At 61.1% G+C, this 16347-nt stretch carries 17 protein-coding genes; 10 read left to right on the top strand and 7 right to left on the bottom strand.

Translation table 11 applies throughout. The features are described 5' to 3' along the window. The first annotated feature begins 34 nt into the window (after positions 1 to 34). From rplB to rpsQ, 7 genes are read left to right on the top strand one after another with little or no spacing between them, the layout of a single operon-like run. Positions 35 to 877 carry a 50S ribosomal protein L2 gene (rplB, locus tag QKE30_RS04500; RefSeq protein WP_049048976.1) on the top strand — a complete coding sequence of 281 codons (843 nt, stop codon included), beginning with the start codon at positions 35 to 37 and terminating at the stop codon, positions 875 to 877. A gap of 16 nt (positions 878 to 893) precedes the next feature. Continuing rightward, complete coding sequence (gene rpsS / locus QKE30_RS04505) at positions 894 to 1172, top strand: 30S ribosomal protein S19 (RefSeq protein ID WP_005291963.1); 279 nt, start codon at positions 894 to 896, stop codon at positions 1170 to 1172. A gap of 2 nt (positions 1173 to 1174) precedes the next feature. Next, positions 1175 to 1537 (top strand): 50S ribosomal protein L22, encoded by a 363-nt coding sequence (gene rplV / locus QKE30_RS04510; RefSeq protein ID WP_005291960.1) that lies wholly within the window; start codon positions 1175 to 1177, stop codon positions 1535 to 1537. Further along, on the top strand, positions 1537 to 2280 hold the full coding sequence (gene rpsC, locus QKE30_RS04515; protein WP_005291959.1) for a 30S ribosomal protein S3: 744 nt from the start codon (positions 1537 to 1539) through the stop codon (positions 2278 to 2280). Before rplV ends, rpsC begins: the two co-directional genes overlap by 1 nt. A 5-nt stretch (positions 2281 to 2285) precedes the next feature. Next, positions 2286 to 2702: a 50S ribosomal protein L16 gene (rplP, locus tag QKE30_RS04520; RefSeq protein WP_035010650.1), complete on the top strand. Its 417-nt coding sequence runs from the start codon at positions 2286 to 2288 to the stop codon at positions 2700 to 2702. Continuing rightward, on the top strand, positions 2702 to 2935 hold the full coding sequence (gene rpmC / locus QKE30_RS04525; protein WP_239198721.1) for a 50S ribosomal protein L29: 234 nt from the start codon (positions 2702 to 2704) through the stop codon (positions 2933 to 2935). Before rplP ends, rpmC begins: the two co-directional genes overlap by 1 nt. Then, the gene (gene rpsQ, locus QKE30_RS04530) at positions 2932 to 3225 is read left to right on the top strand and encodes a 30S ribosomal protein S17 (protein ID WP_011274162.1); all 294 of its coding nucleotides are present in this window, start codon (positions 2932 to 2934) and stop codon (positions 3223 to 3225) included. Before rpmC ends, rpsQ begins: the two co-directional genes overlap by 4 nt. 395 nt (positions 3226 to 3620) lie before the next feature. On the opposite strand, the gene QKE30_RS04535 is transcribed toward rpsQ, so the two are convergent. Genes QKE30_RS04535 through QKE30_RS04565 form a run of 7 tightly spaced genes read right to left on the bottom strand, consistent with a single transcriptional unit; the run spans position 3621 to position 11872 of the window. After that, positions 3621 to 3845 (bottom strand): phosphopantetheine-binding protein, encoded by a 225-nt coding sequence (locus QKE30_RS04535; protein ID WP_011274159.1) that lies wholly within the window; start codon positions 3843 to 3845, stop codon positions 3621 to 3623. Continuing rightward, entirely contained in the window at positions 3845 to 7351 is a 3507-nt protein-coding gene (locus QKE30_RS04540) for an isochorismate synthase (RefSeq protein ID WP_347934208.1), read from the bottom strand. The genes QKE30_RS04535 and QKE30_RS04540 overlap by 1 nt, the downstream gene beginning before the upstream one ends. Before the next feature lie 37 nt (positions 7352 to 7388). Continuing rightward, positions 7389 to 8222 (bottom strand): 2,3-dihydro-2,3-dihydroxybenzoate dehydrogenase, encoded by an 834-nt coding sequence (locus QKE30_RS04545; RefSeq protein ID WP_347934209.1) that lies wholly within the window; start codon positions 8220 to 8222, stop codon positions 7389 to 7391. 29 nt (positions 8223 to 8251) lie between these two features. After that, a complete protein-coding gene (locus QKE30_RS04550; protein WP_347934210.1) occupies positions 8252 to 9097 on the bottom strand; it encodes an ABC transporter ATP-binding protein in 846 nt (281 codons plus the stop codon). Beyond that, positions 9094 to 10197, bottom strand: coding sequence for an iron chelate uptake ABC transporter family permease subunit (locus QKE30_RS04555; protein ID WP_347934211.1), 1104 nt, complete (start codon positions 10195 to 10197; stop codon positions 9094 to 9096). Before QKE30_RS04555 ends, QKE30_RS04550 begins: the two co-directional genes overlap by 4 nt. Beyond that, positions 10197 to 11222 (bottom strand): iron ABC transporter permease, encoded by a 1026-nt coding sequence (locus QKE30_RS04560; RefSeq protein WP_347934212.1) that lies wholly within the window; start codon positions 11220 to 11222, stop codon positions 10197 to 10199. Before QKE30_RS04560 ends, QKE30_RS04555 begins: the two co-directional genes overlap by 1 nt. Then, positions 11219 to 11872 (bottom strand): GNAT family N-acetyltransferase, encoded by a 654-nt coding sequence (locus tag QKE30_RS04565; RefSeq protein ID WP_347934213.1) that lies wholly within the window; start codon positions 11870 to 11872, stop codon positions 11219 to 11221. The genes QKE30_RS04560 and QKE30_RS04565 overlap by 4 nt, the downstream gene beginning before the upstream one ends. Positions 11873 to 12073: 201 nt before the next feature. Between QKE30_RS04565 and QKE30_RS04570 the strand changes: the two genes are divergently transcribed. The 3 genes from QKE30_RS04570 (at position 12074) to QKE30_RS04580 (ending at position 16252) form a co-directional block, all read left to right on the top strand. Beyond that, positions 12074 to 13486, top strand: a complete 1413-nt coding sequence (locus QKE30_RS04570) for a SidA/IucD/PvdA family monooxygenase (RefSeq protein ID WP_347934214.1) — start codon at positions 12074 to 12076, stop codon at positions 13484 to 13486. Further along, the gene (locus QKE30_RS04575; protein WP_347934215.1) at positions 13483 to 15150 is read left to right on the top strand and encodes an amino acid adenylation domain-containing protein; all 1668 of its coding nucleotides are present in this window, start codon (positions 13483 to 13485) and stop codon (positions 15148 to 15150) included. The genes QKE30_RS04570 and QKE30_RS04575 overlap by 4 nt, the downstream gene beginning before the upstream one ends. Positions 15151 to 15244: 94 nt before the next feature. Beyond that, a complete protein-coding gene (locus QKE30_RS04580) occupies positions 15245 to 16252 on the top strand; it encodes an ABC transporter substrate-binding protein (protein WP_347934216.1) in 1008 nt (335 codons plus the stop codon). The last annotated feature ends 95 nt before the right edge of the window (positions 16253 to 16347 follow it).

A 16347-nucleotide genomic window follows, 5' to 3' on the forward strand; every position in this document is an offset into this window, starting at 1 on the left:
GCCGGACACCGAAAGGTAAAGAGGAAGCAAAAGTATGGCTATTCGTAAGTACAAGCCGACTACGCCGGGTCGCCGCCAGAGTTCTGTCTCCGAGTTCGCGGAAATTACCCGTTCGACTCCCGAGAAGTCTCTGCTGCGCCCGCTGTCGAAGACCGGTGGCCGTAACGTTCACGGCCACATCACGACCCGTCACAAGGGTGGCGGCCACAAGCGTCGCTACCGCGTTATCGACTTCCGTCGTAACGACAAGGACGGCGTGATCGCCAAGGTCGCTCACATCGAGTACGACCCGAATCGCACCGCTAACATTGCGCTGCTGCACTACCGCGATGGCGAGAAGCGTTACATCATCGCCCCCCGCGGTCTGAAGCAGGGTGCGCTGCTGGAGTCCGGCCCGAACGCCGACATCAAGGTTGGCAACAACCTGCCGCTGCGTAACATCCCGACCGGTACCACCATCCACGCTGTGGAGCTGAAGCCGGGCGGCGGCGCCAAGATGGCTCGTTCCGCTGGTGCCTCCATCCAGCTGCTGGGTAAGGAAGGCAAGTACGCAGTTCTGCGTATGCCGTCTTCCGAGATCCGTCGCGTAGACATTCGCTGCCGCGCCACCATCGGCGAGGTCGGCAACCAGGAGCAGATCAACATCCGCTGGGGCAAGGCCGGCCGTATGCGCTGGAAGGGCGTACGCCCGACCGTCCGCGGTGTTGTTATGAACCCGGTTGACCACCCGCACGGTGGTGGTGAGGGTAAGACCTCCGGTGGTCGTCACCCTGTGTCTCCTTGGGGTCAGCCTGAGGGACGCACCCGCAAGCCGAACCGTCCCAGCGACCGGATGATCGTTCGCCGTCGTCGCTCCAACAAGAACAAGAAGCGCTAAGAGGAGGTAGTAGAGAATGCCACGCAGCCTGAAGAAGGGCCCATTCGTCGACGAACACCTCCTTGCGAAGGTGGACGCTCAGAACGAAAAGGGCAACAAGAACGTCATCAAGACGTGGTCCCGTCGCTCGACCATTCTCCCAGATTTCATCGGCCACACTTTCGCCGTCCACGACGGTCGCAAGCACGTGCCGGTGTTCATCGATGATTCCATGGTCGGTCACAAGCTAGGTGAGTTCGCTCCTACGAAGACCTTCAAGGGTCACGTCAAGGACGACAAGAAGGGTCGTCGATAATCATGTCTGACACCGTAACCACCGCACGCGCTACCGCGCGTTTCGTCCGCGTCACTCCGATGAAGGCACGCCGCGTGATCGACACGATCCGTGGCAAGTCCGTCGAGGACGCACTGGCGATCCTGAAGTACGCTCCGCAGGCCGCTTCCGAGCCGGTCGCGAAGGTCGTTGCTTCGGCCGCCGCCAACGCCGAGAACAACTTCGGCTTGGACCCGCAGACGCTGGTCGTCTCTGAGGCTTACGCCGACGAGGGCCCGACCATGCGCCGTTTCCGCCCCCGCGCCCAGGGTCGTGCATTCCACGTCCGCAAGCGCACCAGCCACATCACTGTGGTCGTCGAGAGCCAGAAGGGAAGTGCTCAGTAGTGGGCCAGAAAATCCACCCCCACGGCCTCCGGCTGGGTATCACTTCCGAGTGGCGCTCCCGCTGGTACGCCGACAAGCAGTACGCTGACTACCTCGCCGAGGACATCAAGATCCGCGACTTCCTGTCCGAGGGTCTTGACCGCGCCGGCATCGCCAACGTTGTCATCGAGCGCACCCACGACCGGGTTCGCGTTGACATCCACACTGCCCGCCCGGGCATCGTGATTGGCCGCCGCGGCTCCGAGGCTGACCGCATCCGCGGCCAGCTGGAGAAGCTCACCGGTAAGCAGGTTCAGCTGAACATCCTCGAAGTCAAGAACATCGATGCCAACGCACAGCTGGTGGCACAGTCCATCGCTGAGCAGCTGACCAACCGCGTTGCCTTCCGTCGCGCTATGCGCAAGGCGATCCAGGGCGCTATGCGCCAGCCGCAGGTCAAGGGCATCAAGGTTGTTTGCTCCGGTCGCCTGGGCGGCGCGGAGATGGGTCGCACCGAGCGCTACCACGAGGGTCGCGTTCCGCTGCACACCCTCCGTGCTGAGATCGACTACGGCACCTACGAGGCTCACACCACCTTCGGACGCATCGGCGTCAAGGTGTGGATCTACAAGGGTGACGTCGTCGGCGGCCGTCGCGAGAGCCTGATGAATGCACGCGACGAGCGCCCGTCTCGCGGTCGTCGTGAGCGTCCACGTCGCGGTGGCGCACGTCGCCAGCGCGCTGAGCAGAAGCAGGAGGGCTAAGACACATGCTTATCCCGAAGCGCGTTAAGTACCGTCGCCAGCACCGCCCGACCCGTCGTGGCGTGTCCAAGGGCGGTAACCGCGTAACGTTCGGCGACTACGGCCTGCAGGCCCTGGAGCCGACCTACATCACCAACCGTCAGATCGAGTCCGCTCGTATCGCCATTAACCGCCACATGAAGCGTGGTGGCAAGGTGTGGATCAACATCTTCCCGGACCGTCCGCTGACCCAGAAGCCGCTCGGCGTGCGTATGGGTTCCGGTAAGGGCCCCGTGGAGAAGTGGGTTGCCAACGTTAAGCCGGGGCGCATCCTTTTCGAGGCCTCTTACCCGAACGAAGAGGTCGCCCTGGAGGCACTGCGCCGTGCTGGTAACAAGCTGCCCTGCAAGGTTCGCATCGTGAAGAAGGAGGATCAGTTCTAATGGCTACCGGAACTCCGGCACATGAGCTCCGCGAGCTCAACAACGAAGAGCTGACCACCCGCCTGCGTGAGGCGAAGGAAGAACTGTTCAACCTTCGCTTCCAGGCTGCGACCGGCCAGCTGACCAACAACCGTCGTCTGGGTGTTGTCAAGCGCGACATCGCCCGCATCTACACCGTCCTGCGCGAGCGCGAGCTCGGGCTGTCTATCAACCCGGGGGGTGACGCAGCATGAGTGAGGCAACCGTGAATGACAACGCAGCTGTGAAGAACGAGAAGGGCGCCCGCAAGGTTCGCTCCGGATACGTTGTTTCCACCAAGATGAACAAGACCATTGTGGTCGAGCTTGAGGACCGCAAGCAGCACGCACTGTACGGCAAGATCATGCGCCGTAACTCTCGCGTAAAGGTCCACGATGAGAACGAGACCGCCGGCGTTGGCGACCGCGTTCGCATCGAGGAGACCCGCCCGCTGTCCAAGGACAAGCACTTCCGCCTGACCGAGGTTATCGAGAAGGCTCGCTAGTCCTTATAGCTCTGAAAGTTCAGATTGCTATGGCAGCTATGGCTGCTTAGTCAGCCATAGCGCTAGACCCCCTCCCGCACTTTGCTGTGGTAGGGGGTCTATTTCGTTTCTTGCTAACGTCCTCGCAGGGGACAAAAGCTGTTGGGGTGTAGCGGAGGTAGGTAACTGCCGGCGTGGGGGCTAACTTCGGGGCGTTTAGGATATTTGTCCCGGATGACCCGTGGAAAGTGCAGCGTTGAGCGTGGAGAGTGGAGGCACGGGTGAGGTTTGGAGGGTGGACTATGGCGAGTGGAGACCCGAACGGTGCGTCCGCGTGTACACGTGACCGAGTCATGCCACACCCACCTGCATCTGTTCGGGTGTCAGCCTGTTGCCCGCCTAGACCCACATCTAGCTTAAATATCCAGCAGTTCGATCCAGGCCGTCAGCCGAGTATCCTCCGCTAAGTCGGCGAAGCTCACATCGTAGCCTTTCTCCTGCAGCCAAGTGAGAACCGTAACTAGCTGCAGAGAATTCATACCCTGGTCATAGAGTTCCTCGGAAACCTCGATCTCCGCTGGCTCCATCTTCATCGTCTCGGCTACACATCCGCGCAACTGGTCTTCAGTGATTGGTTCCATTAGTTCGCTACCTCAATCTTCCGTTCGGCCGTGCTATCTGCGTTGTTCTGTTGGATTCGTTTATTCACTTTGCCGACCCCGGTGGTGGGGAACTCCTCCACGATGTGCACGTGGTCCGGTACTGCGAACCGCGCGATACCGGCAGCCCGAGCATGCTTCCGGACAGCAAGTGGCGTTAGATCATCCACCCCATCCCTCAGGATCACATAGGCCCTGATGGCTTCGCCCAGATTGTCGTCCGGAGTGCCAACCACCGAAACATCGTGGATATCCGGATGGCTGAGCAACGCGTTTTCGACTGCTTCCGGAGCCACCTTTTCCCCACCGCGGTTGATCTGATCCTTTGCCCGGCCGACAACCGTCAGAGCACCATCGTCGACGGTGACGATGTCGCCAGTAATGTAAAAGCCATCTTCGGTGAATGCCCTAGAGTTGATCTCTTCAGCACGGTGATAGCCCCGGATCGTGTACGGCCCGCGGGTGAGTAGGTGTCCGGGGTGGCCTTCGGGGAGGGGGAGCGTGGCGTCATCAACAATGCAAATCTCATCGTGGCTACTCATGGGGCGACCCTGTGTATTGATTATTTCCTCGGTCGAGGCGTTTAACGGTGTGAAGTTTACGAGTCCCTCAGCCATGCCGAAAACCTGTTGCAGCTGGCAGTCGAGTTCCGGCCGGATGCGGCGGGCCACCTCGGCAGATAGCTTCGCCCCACCCACCCATAGCGTGCGCAGAGTGCGTAGGTCGTGGCGATCGCGAGCCGGCGCGTTGAGAATGCCCAGTACCGCCGGGGGTACCAGGGCGAGGTGAGTCGCACCGTGGCGGTCAATGGCAGGCAGCAGATCGCTGGGCATCGGTGAATTGGCGAAAACGATGTGCGCTCCGCGCAGCAGCGCACCCAGAATTCCCGGCGAGCTGAGAGTGAAGTTATGCGCCGCGGGCAAAGCGACGAGCAGGCAAGATTCCGTCTCCAAGTCACAGGCTTGCAGTGCACAACGGATCGAATAGAGATAATCCGCATGGGTTCGCGGGATTAGCTTCGGTAGGCCGGTCGTGCCACCGGAGAGCTGCAGGAACGCAAGCTCGTCTGCTTCTACATCGGCGGTTGGAGGGGCGGGTGACTCTTCGTTTGCAGCCTCCGAGTGCCCCGTTGATTCGGTAGCCCAGGGAGATTCGGCGGTCTCGTCGATGAGGATCGCTCGAACAGTGCGGCCATCGTCCAGCGGCTCTTGTAGCGTGGCGTGGACGCCCGCAAGGTGCCGATCGGGGCGCGACGTGCTGATGTAGAAGCGTGCTGGCGCGTGGCTGGCGAAGTGGCGCACCTCCGTGGAGCCGAGGTCAGGCAAGGCGAAGATGGGAATGGCGCCGAGCTTCCATAATGCCAAGAGAGTTTCGAGGAACACCACACTATTGGGAAGCTGCAGGATGCAGCCATCGCCCCGGCGTACTCCGGCTTGGTGAAGGTAGTGGGCGGCGGTCTCGACGCTGTTGTCTAGTTCGTGCCAGGACAGGCTGCGGTGGCGGTCCGTCGTGGCGGGTCGATTGGGAAAGGTGGCAACCGTTTGTTGGAAGACATCCCAGTGGGTGTGGTGGGTCCATATTCCCTGGCGGTGGTATTCCTGCGCCAGGGTACGGGGCATGTGGTTGGCCAGTACCTCTGGGCCGTGGCTTCCGTTAAGCGGGCTGAGGTGGGGCTCGGGATTGGGCGCTATGTGTGCTGACGGGAGCTGCGCGGTGCCTTCTGTATCTCCCTTTGCGGCCAGTCCCAACAGCGCACGCACCGGACCGAGTTTGAAGTTGGTTTCCTCGATCTCCTGGTCTGGCTGGGATTCGGCAACGATTCCGCCGCCGGCTCGGGCAGACACTTGGGAGCCTTGAACCGTGGCACTTCGGATAGCTACCCGCCACTCGCCATCGCCGTGGGAATCTGCGTATCCGATGGCGCCGCCGTACAGACCCCGCTCCGGCTCCTGCTGGCGCAAAAAGTCCAACGCAGCAGCGGACGGTGCTCCATTGACTGCCGGAGTGGGGTGTAGCAACGCAGCCAACTCCAGAACGGAGGTATCAGGGTTCCGCAACGTGCCTTCGATATGGGTTCCTAGGTGCCAGGTGTGCGACGTGGCGGTCAGCGTGGGTAATTCCGGAACGTGTAGCTGAGTACACAGGGGTTCAAGAACATTCCGGATGGCCGTGGTCACGAAGCGATGCTCGGCGATGTCTTTGTGGGAGAGCGTGAGCTCAATTGCCCGCGCCCAGTCCGTCACCGGGTCCTCCGATCGAGCGATAGTTCCGGCCAGCGGGTGGGAAACAATCCGCGCGCCTTCCTTGCGGATCAGTAGCTCCGGGCTAGATCCCACGAAGAAAGCTTCTTCGGGGCCGTTAGTCGTAGCTACCAGGTGCCCGTGCCCCGTGGCGGAGGTTTCCATGAACCCTCGCAGCAGGGCTTCCGGCTCCACAGGGCTAGCCAGCGTGTACTCCTCCTCGCGGGAAAGCACCACCTTTTGAAACTCGCCACGCCCAATCGCCTCCACGGCACGGCTAACCCGCCGGCCATGCTCTTGCAGGCTGGGGCGTTGTGAGATGTCCACCACGTCGGGAACCAATGGAGCCGTCTTCCAACGCGGAGCTCCCGTGTGCCGCTGAAAGCTCTCGGGGGCCAGCAATACCGGTGCTGTGTCTGGATCGAAGGGCAGCGCTCCCACCACGACGTCTTCCCGTCCTGCCTTCGCCGCCCTACGAAGTGCTGCGGCGGCTTGCTCTACCGTGCCATAACGAGTTTTGACGCCGCAGGTTGTCAGAGTCTGGTCGCTGTCGCTCATGACAAAGCTGGGTGGGCCACTAGCCTCCCCACTGGGCGGACCATCGTGCACCCCCAGCTGTTTCAGCGCGCTGGCCGTATCCAGGCTTCTTCCACAGCGCTTGGCTACCCAATCAATCGTTTCCTGGTGGTCCTGTGCCGTGAAATCCGCAATTCCGTCCGTGATCACAAACGGCTGAATGTCCTTCATAAACGCATCCACCGCGGTGACCTTGCAGCCCATGTGGCCATATACCCCGGTGATAATTAGCTGATCCCGCCGAGCGAAAGCCAGCGACTGGTAAAGGTCCGTGCGCTCGAATGCGGAATAGCGCCACTTCGTGAGTATCTGGTGATGCTTGCCTGGCGCCAACTCTTTGATGATCGACGCTTCCTCGGCTGTTTGTAAACCTTGTCCCCACATATCGCTTAAGAGCCCTCGTCGGGTGGGGTGCTGTTGCGGCGGCTGGGCGGAATAGAACACAGGAATACCCAGCTGATCCGCCGTGGTGATGAGGCGCGCGATGTTGGCGAGCGCCGAGTGTAGCGGTTCTTTGTTCCAGTCATAGGCAGCTAGGAAGTACTTCTGCATGTCGTGCACCAGCAGTGCTGCGCGCGCGGGCTCCAGGGCCCAGGATCTCGCCGGACAATCGGCGGGCAGTGTGGTGGATGGAGTGGGGATGGGATAGGGCGAAATGGGTGGAATTGCCATAGAGATAACCTTTCGTTGGGCTGGTGGGGTACAGAGGCTAGGCGTCTAGGGTGGCGCCACCATCAACACGGAGGTCGTGCATGGTGATGTGGCAGGCTGCAGGGGAGATAAGAAAGAGGCATGCTGCCGCGATATCTTCTGGCTGCGCGATGCGTTGTAAGGGGATGCCTAACCGGTAGTCCTCCGGTACACCGGCAAGGGTCTGCGCGGCTCGATCCTCGCCGTGCCAGCTGGTGCGTAGCATCGCGGTGTCTGTGGAACCAGGGGATACGCTGTTGCAGCGCACCCCGTGTGGGGCGCACTCTAGCGCCAGAGTTTTCAACCAGGCAGTCGCTGCCGCTTTGGAAGCTCCATAGGAGGCCATGCGTGCCCGGGGCTGTGCTGCTGCATTGGAAGTCACTGCCACAATTGCTCCAGTGCCGCGATCCACCATGTGCTGGGCGATTGCGGAGCATGTGCGGGCTAAGCCGGTGACGTTGACAGCGAAGTTGTTTTCCCAGGCTCCGGTCTCGTCGGGGTCCGTACCGATACCCGAGACTGTGTCAACTGCCGTGGGGCCCGTCAGTGCGCTATCTGGGATTAAGGTTCCCGCGCAGTGGATGAGTGCATCAATGTGCCCGTGAGCTGCCAGTGCTTTCGACAGGTGGCTTTCCACGCTGCGTGGGTCAGTCGGGTTTGAAGAGGTGATGTCTACTTCCGGTAGATCCCAGCCGATCACGGTGTGATCGTTCTGTCGTAGCAGGCGCACACACTCGCGGCCGATGCCTCCAGCAGCACCTGTCACGATCACCGTTTGTTGTAGTTGCGCTTGCTCCGGCGGCGACTCGGTTGGCTGCCGTGTGGCTAGGTGCGGAGGAATGTTGAAATCCATAGCGGACACTGTAATCGACTTAGGTTAGGCTAATCAAGGGTGTTATTTCTGGGTTTTTTGAGAGGGATGATGAGCGGGTCTCCAGTCTCCGGATCTTCGATCACCCGTGCTCGCAGGTCGAAAGCCTGCTGCAGTAGCTCTGCAGTAATGATCTCCGAAGGCGAACCGGAGGCCATCACCTGGCCTTCATTCATGACCACTAGATAATCGGAATAACGCACCGCAAGATTTAGATCGTGCAGCACCATAACCACGGTGCGGCCAAGCCGTTGGCACAGGTCCTCAACCAGTTCCAAGATGTCCACGGAAGTCGCCAGGTCTAAGTAGGTGGTCGGCTCGTCGAGGAAAAGGATGTCGGTGTTCTGCGTCAACACCATGGAAATCCACACGCGCTGGCGCTGGCCGCCAGAGAGTTCATCCAGCGTGCGGTTAGCAAGATCCTTGGAATCTGTTTGCTCCAGGGCCTCGAGTACCGCCCCTTCGTCCGTGGAAGACCATTGCCGGAACCACGCCTGGTGTGGGTGCCGCCCGCGAGCTACCAGATCGGAGACCAGCAGGCCCTCTGGGGCCACGGGCGATTGGGGAAGTACGCCCAATAGTCGGGCGACCTCCTTGCGTTTCATGGCCGTGATGTCCTGGTTATTCACACGAACGGTTCCCGTATTGAGGTCAAGTAGGCCGGACATGGCACGCAGCAATGTGGACTTACCGCAGCCGTTGGGCCCCACGATGGTAGTAATCTTGCCCGCCGGGAACGTGGCGCTAAGGTCGCGGATGATGGTGCGCTCGCCGTAGCCTACCGTGATCGAGGCCGCAACTACGCCGCTGGTGTCGCTTGGCTGTGCTGTATTTGGCTGGGGTGTGGAAGAGGTCATGCGTCTGTGCTCCTAGTGCGTTGAACGAGCAGATAGATGAGGAAGATGCCACCTAGGGCGGAGGTCACAATGCCCACCGGAAGTTCCACCGGCAGAATCGCTTGGGTGACGATGTCCGCCCCCAGCAGCAGTACTGCACCGGTGAGCGTTGAAGCCGCAAGCGGTGGGGTGGGTACGCCGCACATTCGAAGGGCCACCTGGGGTGCTACGAAGGCGACGAAGCCGATGGGGCCGGCGGCGGAGACTGCTACCGCAGCTAGGGCCACGGCCAGCGCCAGCATCGCGACCTGTATACCGTTGACCCGCTGGCCGAGTGCCCGAGCCAGATCGGGTCCCAAAGTGGTGGCCAGCGCCTGGTAGCCGATCCAGGCCAGTAGGGGACAGCACGCGATCACCAGGATCACCATCGGGATGGTGGTATTCCAGCCCGCTGTGGCCAAGGAGCCTGTGAGCCAGAACTGCGCTTGGGTAGCATTCCGTAGCTCCGAGCGGATCATAAGGAAATTGATGTAGGAACTGAGCAGCGCGGTGATGATGATGCCAAAGAGCACTAGTCGGTAGGAATCCGCCTGGCGCCGCCACGCCAGTGCCCAGATCGCTGTAGCGCTGAGTATCGCCCCTAGTAGTGCGGCCAGAGGGATTCCGATTCCGGACAGCCAGCCGAGAAATCCGCTGCCACCGCCGAGGACGATGACCGTCACGGCCATGGCTGAGGCGCCCGTGGTGATACCAAGGATATCCGGGCTGGCCAGTGCGTTGCGGGTGACTGTCTGAGTTAGCGCGCCAGACAGCCCCAAAGCACTGCCGACCGCGATGGCGGTTGCCACACGGGGCATGCGCCAGTCCAGGACCACTAGCCTTTCCACGCGGTTTCCCTCCCCGTGGAAGACAACCTCCAGCACTCGGGAAACGGAGATGGGGAAATCACCTAGTCCAATGGAAAATGCTCCCAAGAAAACGATAAGGGCCGCGGCAATGAGGCATACAAGCAGCACTCGTGGGCGCCAAACGAAGGAGATTGGTCCGATCCTGAATGCCGGACGGCCTGGAACCCGCTCGGTAGCGGTGAGCCTATTGCGCGAAGTCTTGTTGAGCCCCATCAGAGCGTCGCCACCTTCTTTCGGTAAATCAAGACGATGAAGAACGGTGCACCCACGAACGCCAGCACAATGCCCACCTGGAGCTCGCCGGGCCGGGCGATGAGGCGCCCCACCACGTCCGCGTAAAGAAGTAGTGCTGCACCGGCTAGCGCGGAGTACGGCAGAATCCACTTGTAATCCGGGCCGGTGAGGGCTCGGACGATATGGGGTACCACCAGGCCGATGAAGCCCAGCGGTCCTGCAGCGGCAGTGGCTGCACCTGCCAGCAGTGCGATGATGCCCATGCCACCTAGTCGCGCGGCCGCAGTGTTGATACCTAAGCCAGCAGCCACGTCGTCGCCCAGATTTAGGATGTTCAGCTGTGGGCCTGTGGCAAAGGCCAGGATCAACCCCAGAACCACAAACGGCAAGACGCTGAGCGCGATGTTCATATCCCGGCCCGCTAGGGAACCGACGGTCCAGAAGCGCATCCTATCCAGGTTGTTTTCACTTGTGAGAACGAAGGCGCTCGTGATGGCACTTAGCACTGCCGACAGCGCGGCTCCGCCCAGCACGAGGGTCAGGGGATTTACCGTGGCTCTGCCCGCGGAAGCTAGGCCGAAGACCAGCGCCGTGGCTGCGATTGCACCAAGGAAGGCAACCACCGCAGTCGCCCAAGGCGCGCTGATGTCCAACAGGGCGTAGCTGGCCACCACGCCCAGTGCCGCGCCGGAACTGATTCCCAGGATCCCCGGATCCGCCAGGGGATTGCGGGTATGTCCCTGGATTAGGGCGCCGGCTACGCCTAGTGCCGCGCCCACGATAATGGCCAATATGGTGCGTGGCAGGCGCAGCTCGGCGACCACGCGTTGGTTGACTGGAACCTCCTCCGGGGAGCTACTGGTAGCAGGGAGATCCCGAAGTGCAGCCCACACGTCCTCTGCGGGGATGGAACGGGCGCCGTACAGGAAACTGCAGATCGTGCCACTGACGACCAGTAGGAGTAGTACCCCCAGACCCAGTAGGCGGCTGGTGCGCACACTCATGGCGTGGCCTCCAATCGCTGTTGCGGCTCACGCCCTGCGCTAGGCCGTGTTAAGCCGAACAACCGTACGCGCCGGTCTGCCCGCTGCTGTCGCTCGCCGAAATCTTGGAAACCGGCCTTGGCCAGCGCCCGGTGCGTGCGGGTGTTGCGATAGTCCGGCTCGCCAAGCACCAGCTGGCACTGCGGGTCTTGCTCTAGCAGTGCTGCGGCCAGCTCGCTCAGAAAAGAAGAGAAGATCCCATGGCCAGTCAGTTCTGGCTTGCCGATTGCGATATGGGCTCCCAGGTCGTGTGGTTGAGAGAGATAGCTGCTGCCAATCTCGTCCCGGTGCGGGCGATAGATTTCCACGTACCCCACCGGGGTTGTGGCGTCATTCTCGTCAGACGGTGTAGGAGCTGCGGAGGCATCGCCCCTCGTGGCTTCCTTTGCAGCCCGGATGTGGGGGGAGCGGGGTATCGAATAGGACAGTATTGCGGCGCGAGCGTAGGTGGTGTGAGTTTTTGCGCCCCAGTCCTGGCGCCAGCGTTCGGCTGGCCAGGGTTGCTCCCACGTCTCGCGCAAGTGAGGGCGGGACATCCACTCGGCCACCAGATCGGCATCGGAAGATTCGGGATCTGGGTCCGCAGGACGTAGGGAAAAGGGGGGTTTCATCTGCGGTAACGGTGGCGGGGAAGGTAGGAAATCCGCTGTCGGGATGTCGTGGCGCAACCGGGCCAGTATTTCCTCCGGGCGGGGTTGGGGGCTTCCTGTGAGCAGTGACTCAGGCTGTTGCTGGGGGTCATTGTCAATCATGGGTAAGCATACTACCGTCTATGCGTAAGGTAAGCCTTCACTTGGTAAGGGAATGGTAAGTTGAAATCATTGGCGATCATCGGAGCGGGGCCAAAAGCGCTAGCCGTTCATGCGAAACTCCACGCTCTGCGCAGTCTGGGCGTTCCAACCCCGGAAGTAACCGTGCTGGATCCGCACGGCATTGGCGGTAATTGGAAGCCTTGCGGTGGGTGGACGGACGGGCGGCAGTTGCTGGGAACCTCGCCCGATAAAGATCTGGGATTTCCCTACCGCACGCGCATCGCGGGCGAGCTCAACGAGGCCGTGGACCGGAGCATGTTGGGGCTTAGCTGGGTGCGCTTCCTTACGGAGTCGGATCGTTATGCCTCTTGGATCGACCGTGGCCACCCCAACCCACCGCACTACCTGTGGGCTAGCTACCTGGAGTGGGCGGCGCAAAAGATGGGAATGCGGGTGGTTCCAGCAACGGTGCGGCTACTCGACGTGACCACTGAAAGTAGTGCCACTAGCCCTACGGGCACGGCCACCGGCACTGCCTCCCAGCCCTGCCGGTGGCGCCTCACTGCCGAGGACGCGCGTGGCGCCGAGTTCACTCTGGAGGCCGATAGTGTGCTCGTTACCGGCCCTGGCCGTAGCGACGGCAAAATTTCGGATGTTCCGGGTGTGCTCTCTGTGGCAGAATTTTGGGATCTCAAGGCGCGTGGAAACCTCCCCGAGGCCTCTCGTGTTGTGGTGATCGGTACTGGGGAATCTGCAGCTTCCGTGTTGGACCAGCTAATTCACCTCAATATTGAGGAAGCGCTGGCCGTATCGCCCCTGGCCACGATGTTCAGTCGTGGGGAGAGTCAATTCGAAAACGAGTTGTATACAGATCCGCGCAAATGGGTGGCACTCAGCGAAGCAGCGCGTAGAGACTTCATCCGCAGAACCGACCGTGGGGTGCTTTCTGTGCGGGTGCAGCAGGCGTTAGATTCCGATGATCGCGTGGCACATCGCCGTGGCGTTGTCCGCCGTGTGGAGCCGGCGGGCTCGCCGGACGCTGATTTTCGCCTGCGGGTGCATATTGATGATGAAGTGTGTGGCTCCTACACCGAGCTGTGCGATCTCGTCATTGACGCTCGCGGTGGTAGGCCCTTGTGGTTCTGTGATGTGATGACGCCACAGGTGCGCCACCTCCTGGAGCGCGCACTAGGCAACCAGTCCGATGCAGCGCTGAGCTCCGTTCCGGCCTGGGAGGCCAGTATTGGGGCAGATCTGGCAGTGGAGGGATTGGTTCCGCACCTGTTTGTTCCGGCACTGGCAGGTATGCGCCATGGGCCGGGGTTTGCGAACCTGAGCTGCCTGGGCGAGCTTTCCGATCGGGTAGTAGCTGGGCTAGGTGTAGGGGACGGCCTGGGCGGCAATGCCGCCGATGTGCAGGCTGGCATGCGAGCTGGGGTGCAGGCTGGGGTTCGGGCGGAGGTGCGTTCATGAGTGCATTTCCAGCACCGCGGCCTCATGGTCGCCGAGTGGAGCAGCGCTATGCCACGGTGGATGCGATGATCTGTGCGGCAGTCCAGGAGTGTGGGGTAGATAGCCCGCGGCTAGCGGTTACGGGGCCTGCTGGGGCCATTACTTGGCCAGGACTGGCTAGAGGTGCCAGTCGAGTGGCCGGCAATATTAGCAGCCGTGGGCTGGGTAGAGGGGACCGGATCGCGGTACTGGCGCGCCGGGATACTCGGCTACCGGTAATGGTGGCAGGGATTCTTCACTCGGGCGCAGTCTATTGTCCATTGGAGGTGGATTCTCCAACAGAGCGTTTGCGTTGGCAGCTGGAAGATCTTCAGCCGGAGCTGGTGATGTTGCTCGGTGTGGAGCAGTCTGCGGAACAGGAGCTGCGCCGAGTCGTCGCCGAAGCTTGCGCCGCTGAAGTGTGGGTTGGTGGCGCAGAGTGTGACCGCGAAAATATAGATGAATCGGGTGGCCCGCTGCAGGGGAGCGGTGCGCTGTTGGATGTGAACACGGACATTTGCCCGGAGGATCCCTGTTACATCACGTTCACCTCAGGTTCGACCGGGCGGCCGAAGGCGGTGGTGAATACTCACCGTGGCGTAGCCTGCCATTTGGAATGGAGCGCCCGGATCGTGGGGCCTGGCGAGGAACTTCGTGTGCTGCAGAAGGCGCCGGCGGTGTTTGATGTGGGTATCGCGGAGATCCTGAACCCCCTGGCTAATGGTGGAACGGTGGTGATGCCCGATTCACAGTGGTGGATGGGGGATATCGATGGCTTTTTGGATTTGCTGGTGGATTACCAGGTCAGTGTGCTGTCGATGGTGCCGAGTATGCTCGGCACGCTGCTGGATGTCATGGACGACATGGGTGAGCCTCTGGAAAGGTTGGCTGGGCTCAAGCATCTGCTGCTAGGTGGCGAGGCTGTGCCCAGTGCGCTGGCAGAACGGTGCCTGCGACAGATCGGTTGCCGGGTGCATGGACTTTATGGGCCCACGGAGGCCGCGATGGATGTGCTGTGGGTTGAATATACCGAGGAATTGCTGGCTGAGCTGGCGGGATTCAGCGCGGGGGATGGTCGGCAACCGTCGCTGTTGGGTCTGCCTCAAGACAATGTGAGCTGTTATCTGCGCGATGAGGATGGGAAAGAGGTTACCGATCCGGGCCAGGTGGGTGAGCTCTGCATTGCCGGGGTGCAGGTGGCTACTGGCTATTGGCGCCGCCCGGAGCTAACGGCACAATCTTTTGTGCCCAGTTGGTACCCACAGGTCGATGGCGGCCGTATGTACTGCACCGGAGATCTAGCACGATGGAACCAGGCGGGGTTGCTGGAATTCGTAGGTCGGGTGGGTGACCAGGTGAAGATCCGGGGCAACCGAGTGGAGTTGGGAGAGGTGGATGCGGCGCTGCGACGGGTTCCTGGTGTGCGGCAGGCGGCCAGTCGTGTCGTTGGCGAGGATTCACCAGTGCTGGTGGGCTATGTGGTGTGGGATCAGGAAGCAGTGGTGCTACCGCCTACGGAGGTGGCTGCTGTGCTGCGCGAATCGGTACCGGAGTACATGGTTCCCAGCCGTGTAGTGGCTCTCCAGGCATTGCCGCTGAGCAGTAATGGGAAGCTGAATCGTCGCGCCCTCCCCGATCCAAATTAAGTTAAAAAGTCTCAGATTACCCTTGCTAGCCTATCCTAGGTGATGGTAGCCTTACCTAATCTTGTTTGTTTAGTGAAATGGAAACCCATTCAGAATGAAGAACTCAAACGTTGTCCGTGCGCTCAGCGTCGCCGTGCTCTCCACTACCCTGGTGTTGGGAGCCTGCAGCTCCGATGCAGATGACAAGGCGGAAAATACTTCCTCAGGCGCAAACTCCGCAGCGAATTCCGGCGATAATGCCTCCGAAGTCAACATCAAGCACGCCAGGGGGGAAGACACATACCCCGTAAACCCCGAGCGCGTCGTTGCCATTGGTCCAGCCATCGACAACCTGCTGGCTATGGGCATCAAGCCCTCCGCCGTGGTGGTGTCTGCTAAGGACATGAATGCCCCGTGGCGCGACGGCAAGTTGGATGGCGTGGAGATTATCAAGCAGACCGATTTCAAGACTCTGCCGAAGGAAGAGATCGCCGCCGCTGCTCCGGATTTCATCGTCGGGGACTACTGGACGATCTCCGAGGATAACTACGCACAGCTCTCCGAGATCGCGCCCACTCTGGGTGGTATTGGCACCGAGGGTGAGGGGATCGGCTGGAAGTCGCAGCTGAAGGAGCTCGGCAAGATCTTCAACAAGGAAGATAAAGCTCAAGAAGTCATCGACCAGGATGAGAAAGTCTTCTCCGATGCGAAGTCCGAGCTGCCGAATATCGAGGGTAAGACCGGTGTGGTCTCCCAGTTCGCTCAGGGATCCTTTGGAGCTGTGGCCGACCCGAAGGATCCAGGAGCCTCCTTCATCTACGACCTGGGTATGAAGTTCCCGGAATCTCTGACCGACGGTTCTATTGAGGTAAAGCAGGGGCGCGTGACTCTGTCGCCAGAAAACGTCTCCGCCCTGGCTGCGGACTTCATGGTGATCTATAACCGCACCGGTGACATCGCGGAGGTGGAGAAGATCCCGGGCTACTCAGACCTGCCGCAGGTCAAGTCCGGCGCCACCCTGGCGGGTAACGAGGCTGTGGTTGCCGGCCTGAACACGCCGACCGCCCTGTCCCGTGCATGGGTCTTGGAGCAGGTCACGCCGACCTTGAAAAAGCTCTCTTAGTCTCTTTTTCTCCAGCACCCCTCGCGAGTGTGTCGCCCGGTGTGGCAGCGTGGGGTGTTTTCTTATGCCCTTTCTTGTTCGCGCACTCGCCTCCC

This window comes from Corynebacterium sp. c24Ua_83, from assembly GCF_039907245.1.
GTDB lineage: Bacteria > Actinomycetota > Actinomycetes > Mycobacteriales > Mycobacteriaceae > Corynebacterium.

Coding starts and splice junctions, on each gene's coding strand:
- rplB (WP_049048976.1), top strand. CDS start 35: ATGGCTATTCGTAAGTACAAGCCGACTACGCCGGGTCGCCGCCAGAGT.
- rpsS (WP_005291963.1), top strand. CDS start 894: ATGCCACGCAGCCTGAAGAAGGGCCCATTCGTCGACGAACACCTCCTT.
- rplV (WP_005291960.1), top strand. CDS start 1,175: ATGTCTGACACCGTAACCACCGCACGCGCTACCGCGCGTTTCGTCCGC.
- rplP (WP_035010650.1), top strand. CDS start 2,286: ATGCTTATCCCGAAGCGCGTTAAGTACCGTCGCCAGCACCGCCCGACC.
- rpmC (WP_239198721.1), top strand. CDS start 2,702: ATGGCTACCGGAACTCCGGCACATGAGCTCCGCGAGCTCAACAACGAA.
- rpsQ (WP_011274162.1), top strand. CDS start 2,932: ATGAGTGAGGCAACCGTGAATGACAACGCAGCTGTGAAGAACGAGAAG.
- QKE30_RS04535 (WP_011274159.1), bottom strand. CDS start 3,845: ATGGAACCAATCACTGAAGACCAGTTGCGCGGATGTGTAGCCGAGACG.
- QKE30_RS04540 (WP_347934208.1), bottom strand. CDS start 7,351: ATGGCAATTCCACCCATTTCGCCCTATCCCATCCCCACTCCATCCACC.
- QKE30_RS04545 (WP_347934209.1), bottom strand. CDS start 8,222: ATGGATTTCAACATTCCTCCGCACCTAGCCACACGGCAGCCAACCGAG.
- QKE30_RS04550 (WP_347934210.1), bottom strand. CDS start 9,097: ATGACCTCTTCCACACCCCAGCCAAATACAGCACAGCCAAGCGACACC.
- QKE30_RS04555 (WP_347934211.1), bottom strand. CDS start 10,197: ATGGGGCTCAACAAGACTTCGCGCAATAGGCTCACCGCTACCGAGCGG.
- QKE30_RS04560 (WP_347934212.1), bottom strand. CDS start 11,222: ATGAGTGTGCGCACCAGCCGCCTACTGGGTCTGGGGGTACTACTCCTA.
- QKE30_RS04565 (WP_347934213.1), bottom strand. CDS start 11,872: ATGAAACCCCCCTTTTCCCTACGTCCTGCGGACCCAGATCCCGAATCT.
- QKE30_RS04575 (WP_347934215.1), top strand. CDS start 13,483: ATGAGTGCATTTCCAGCACCGCGGCCTCATGGTCGCCGAGTGGAGCAG.
- QKE30_RS04580 (WP_347934216.1), top strand. CDS start 15,245: ATGAAGAACTCAAACGTTGTCCGTGCGCTCAGCGTCGCCGTGCTCTCC.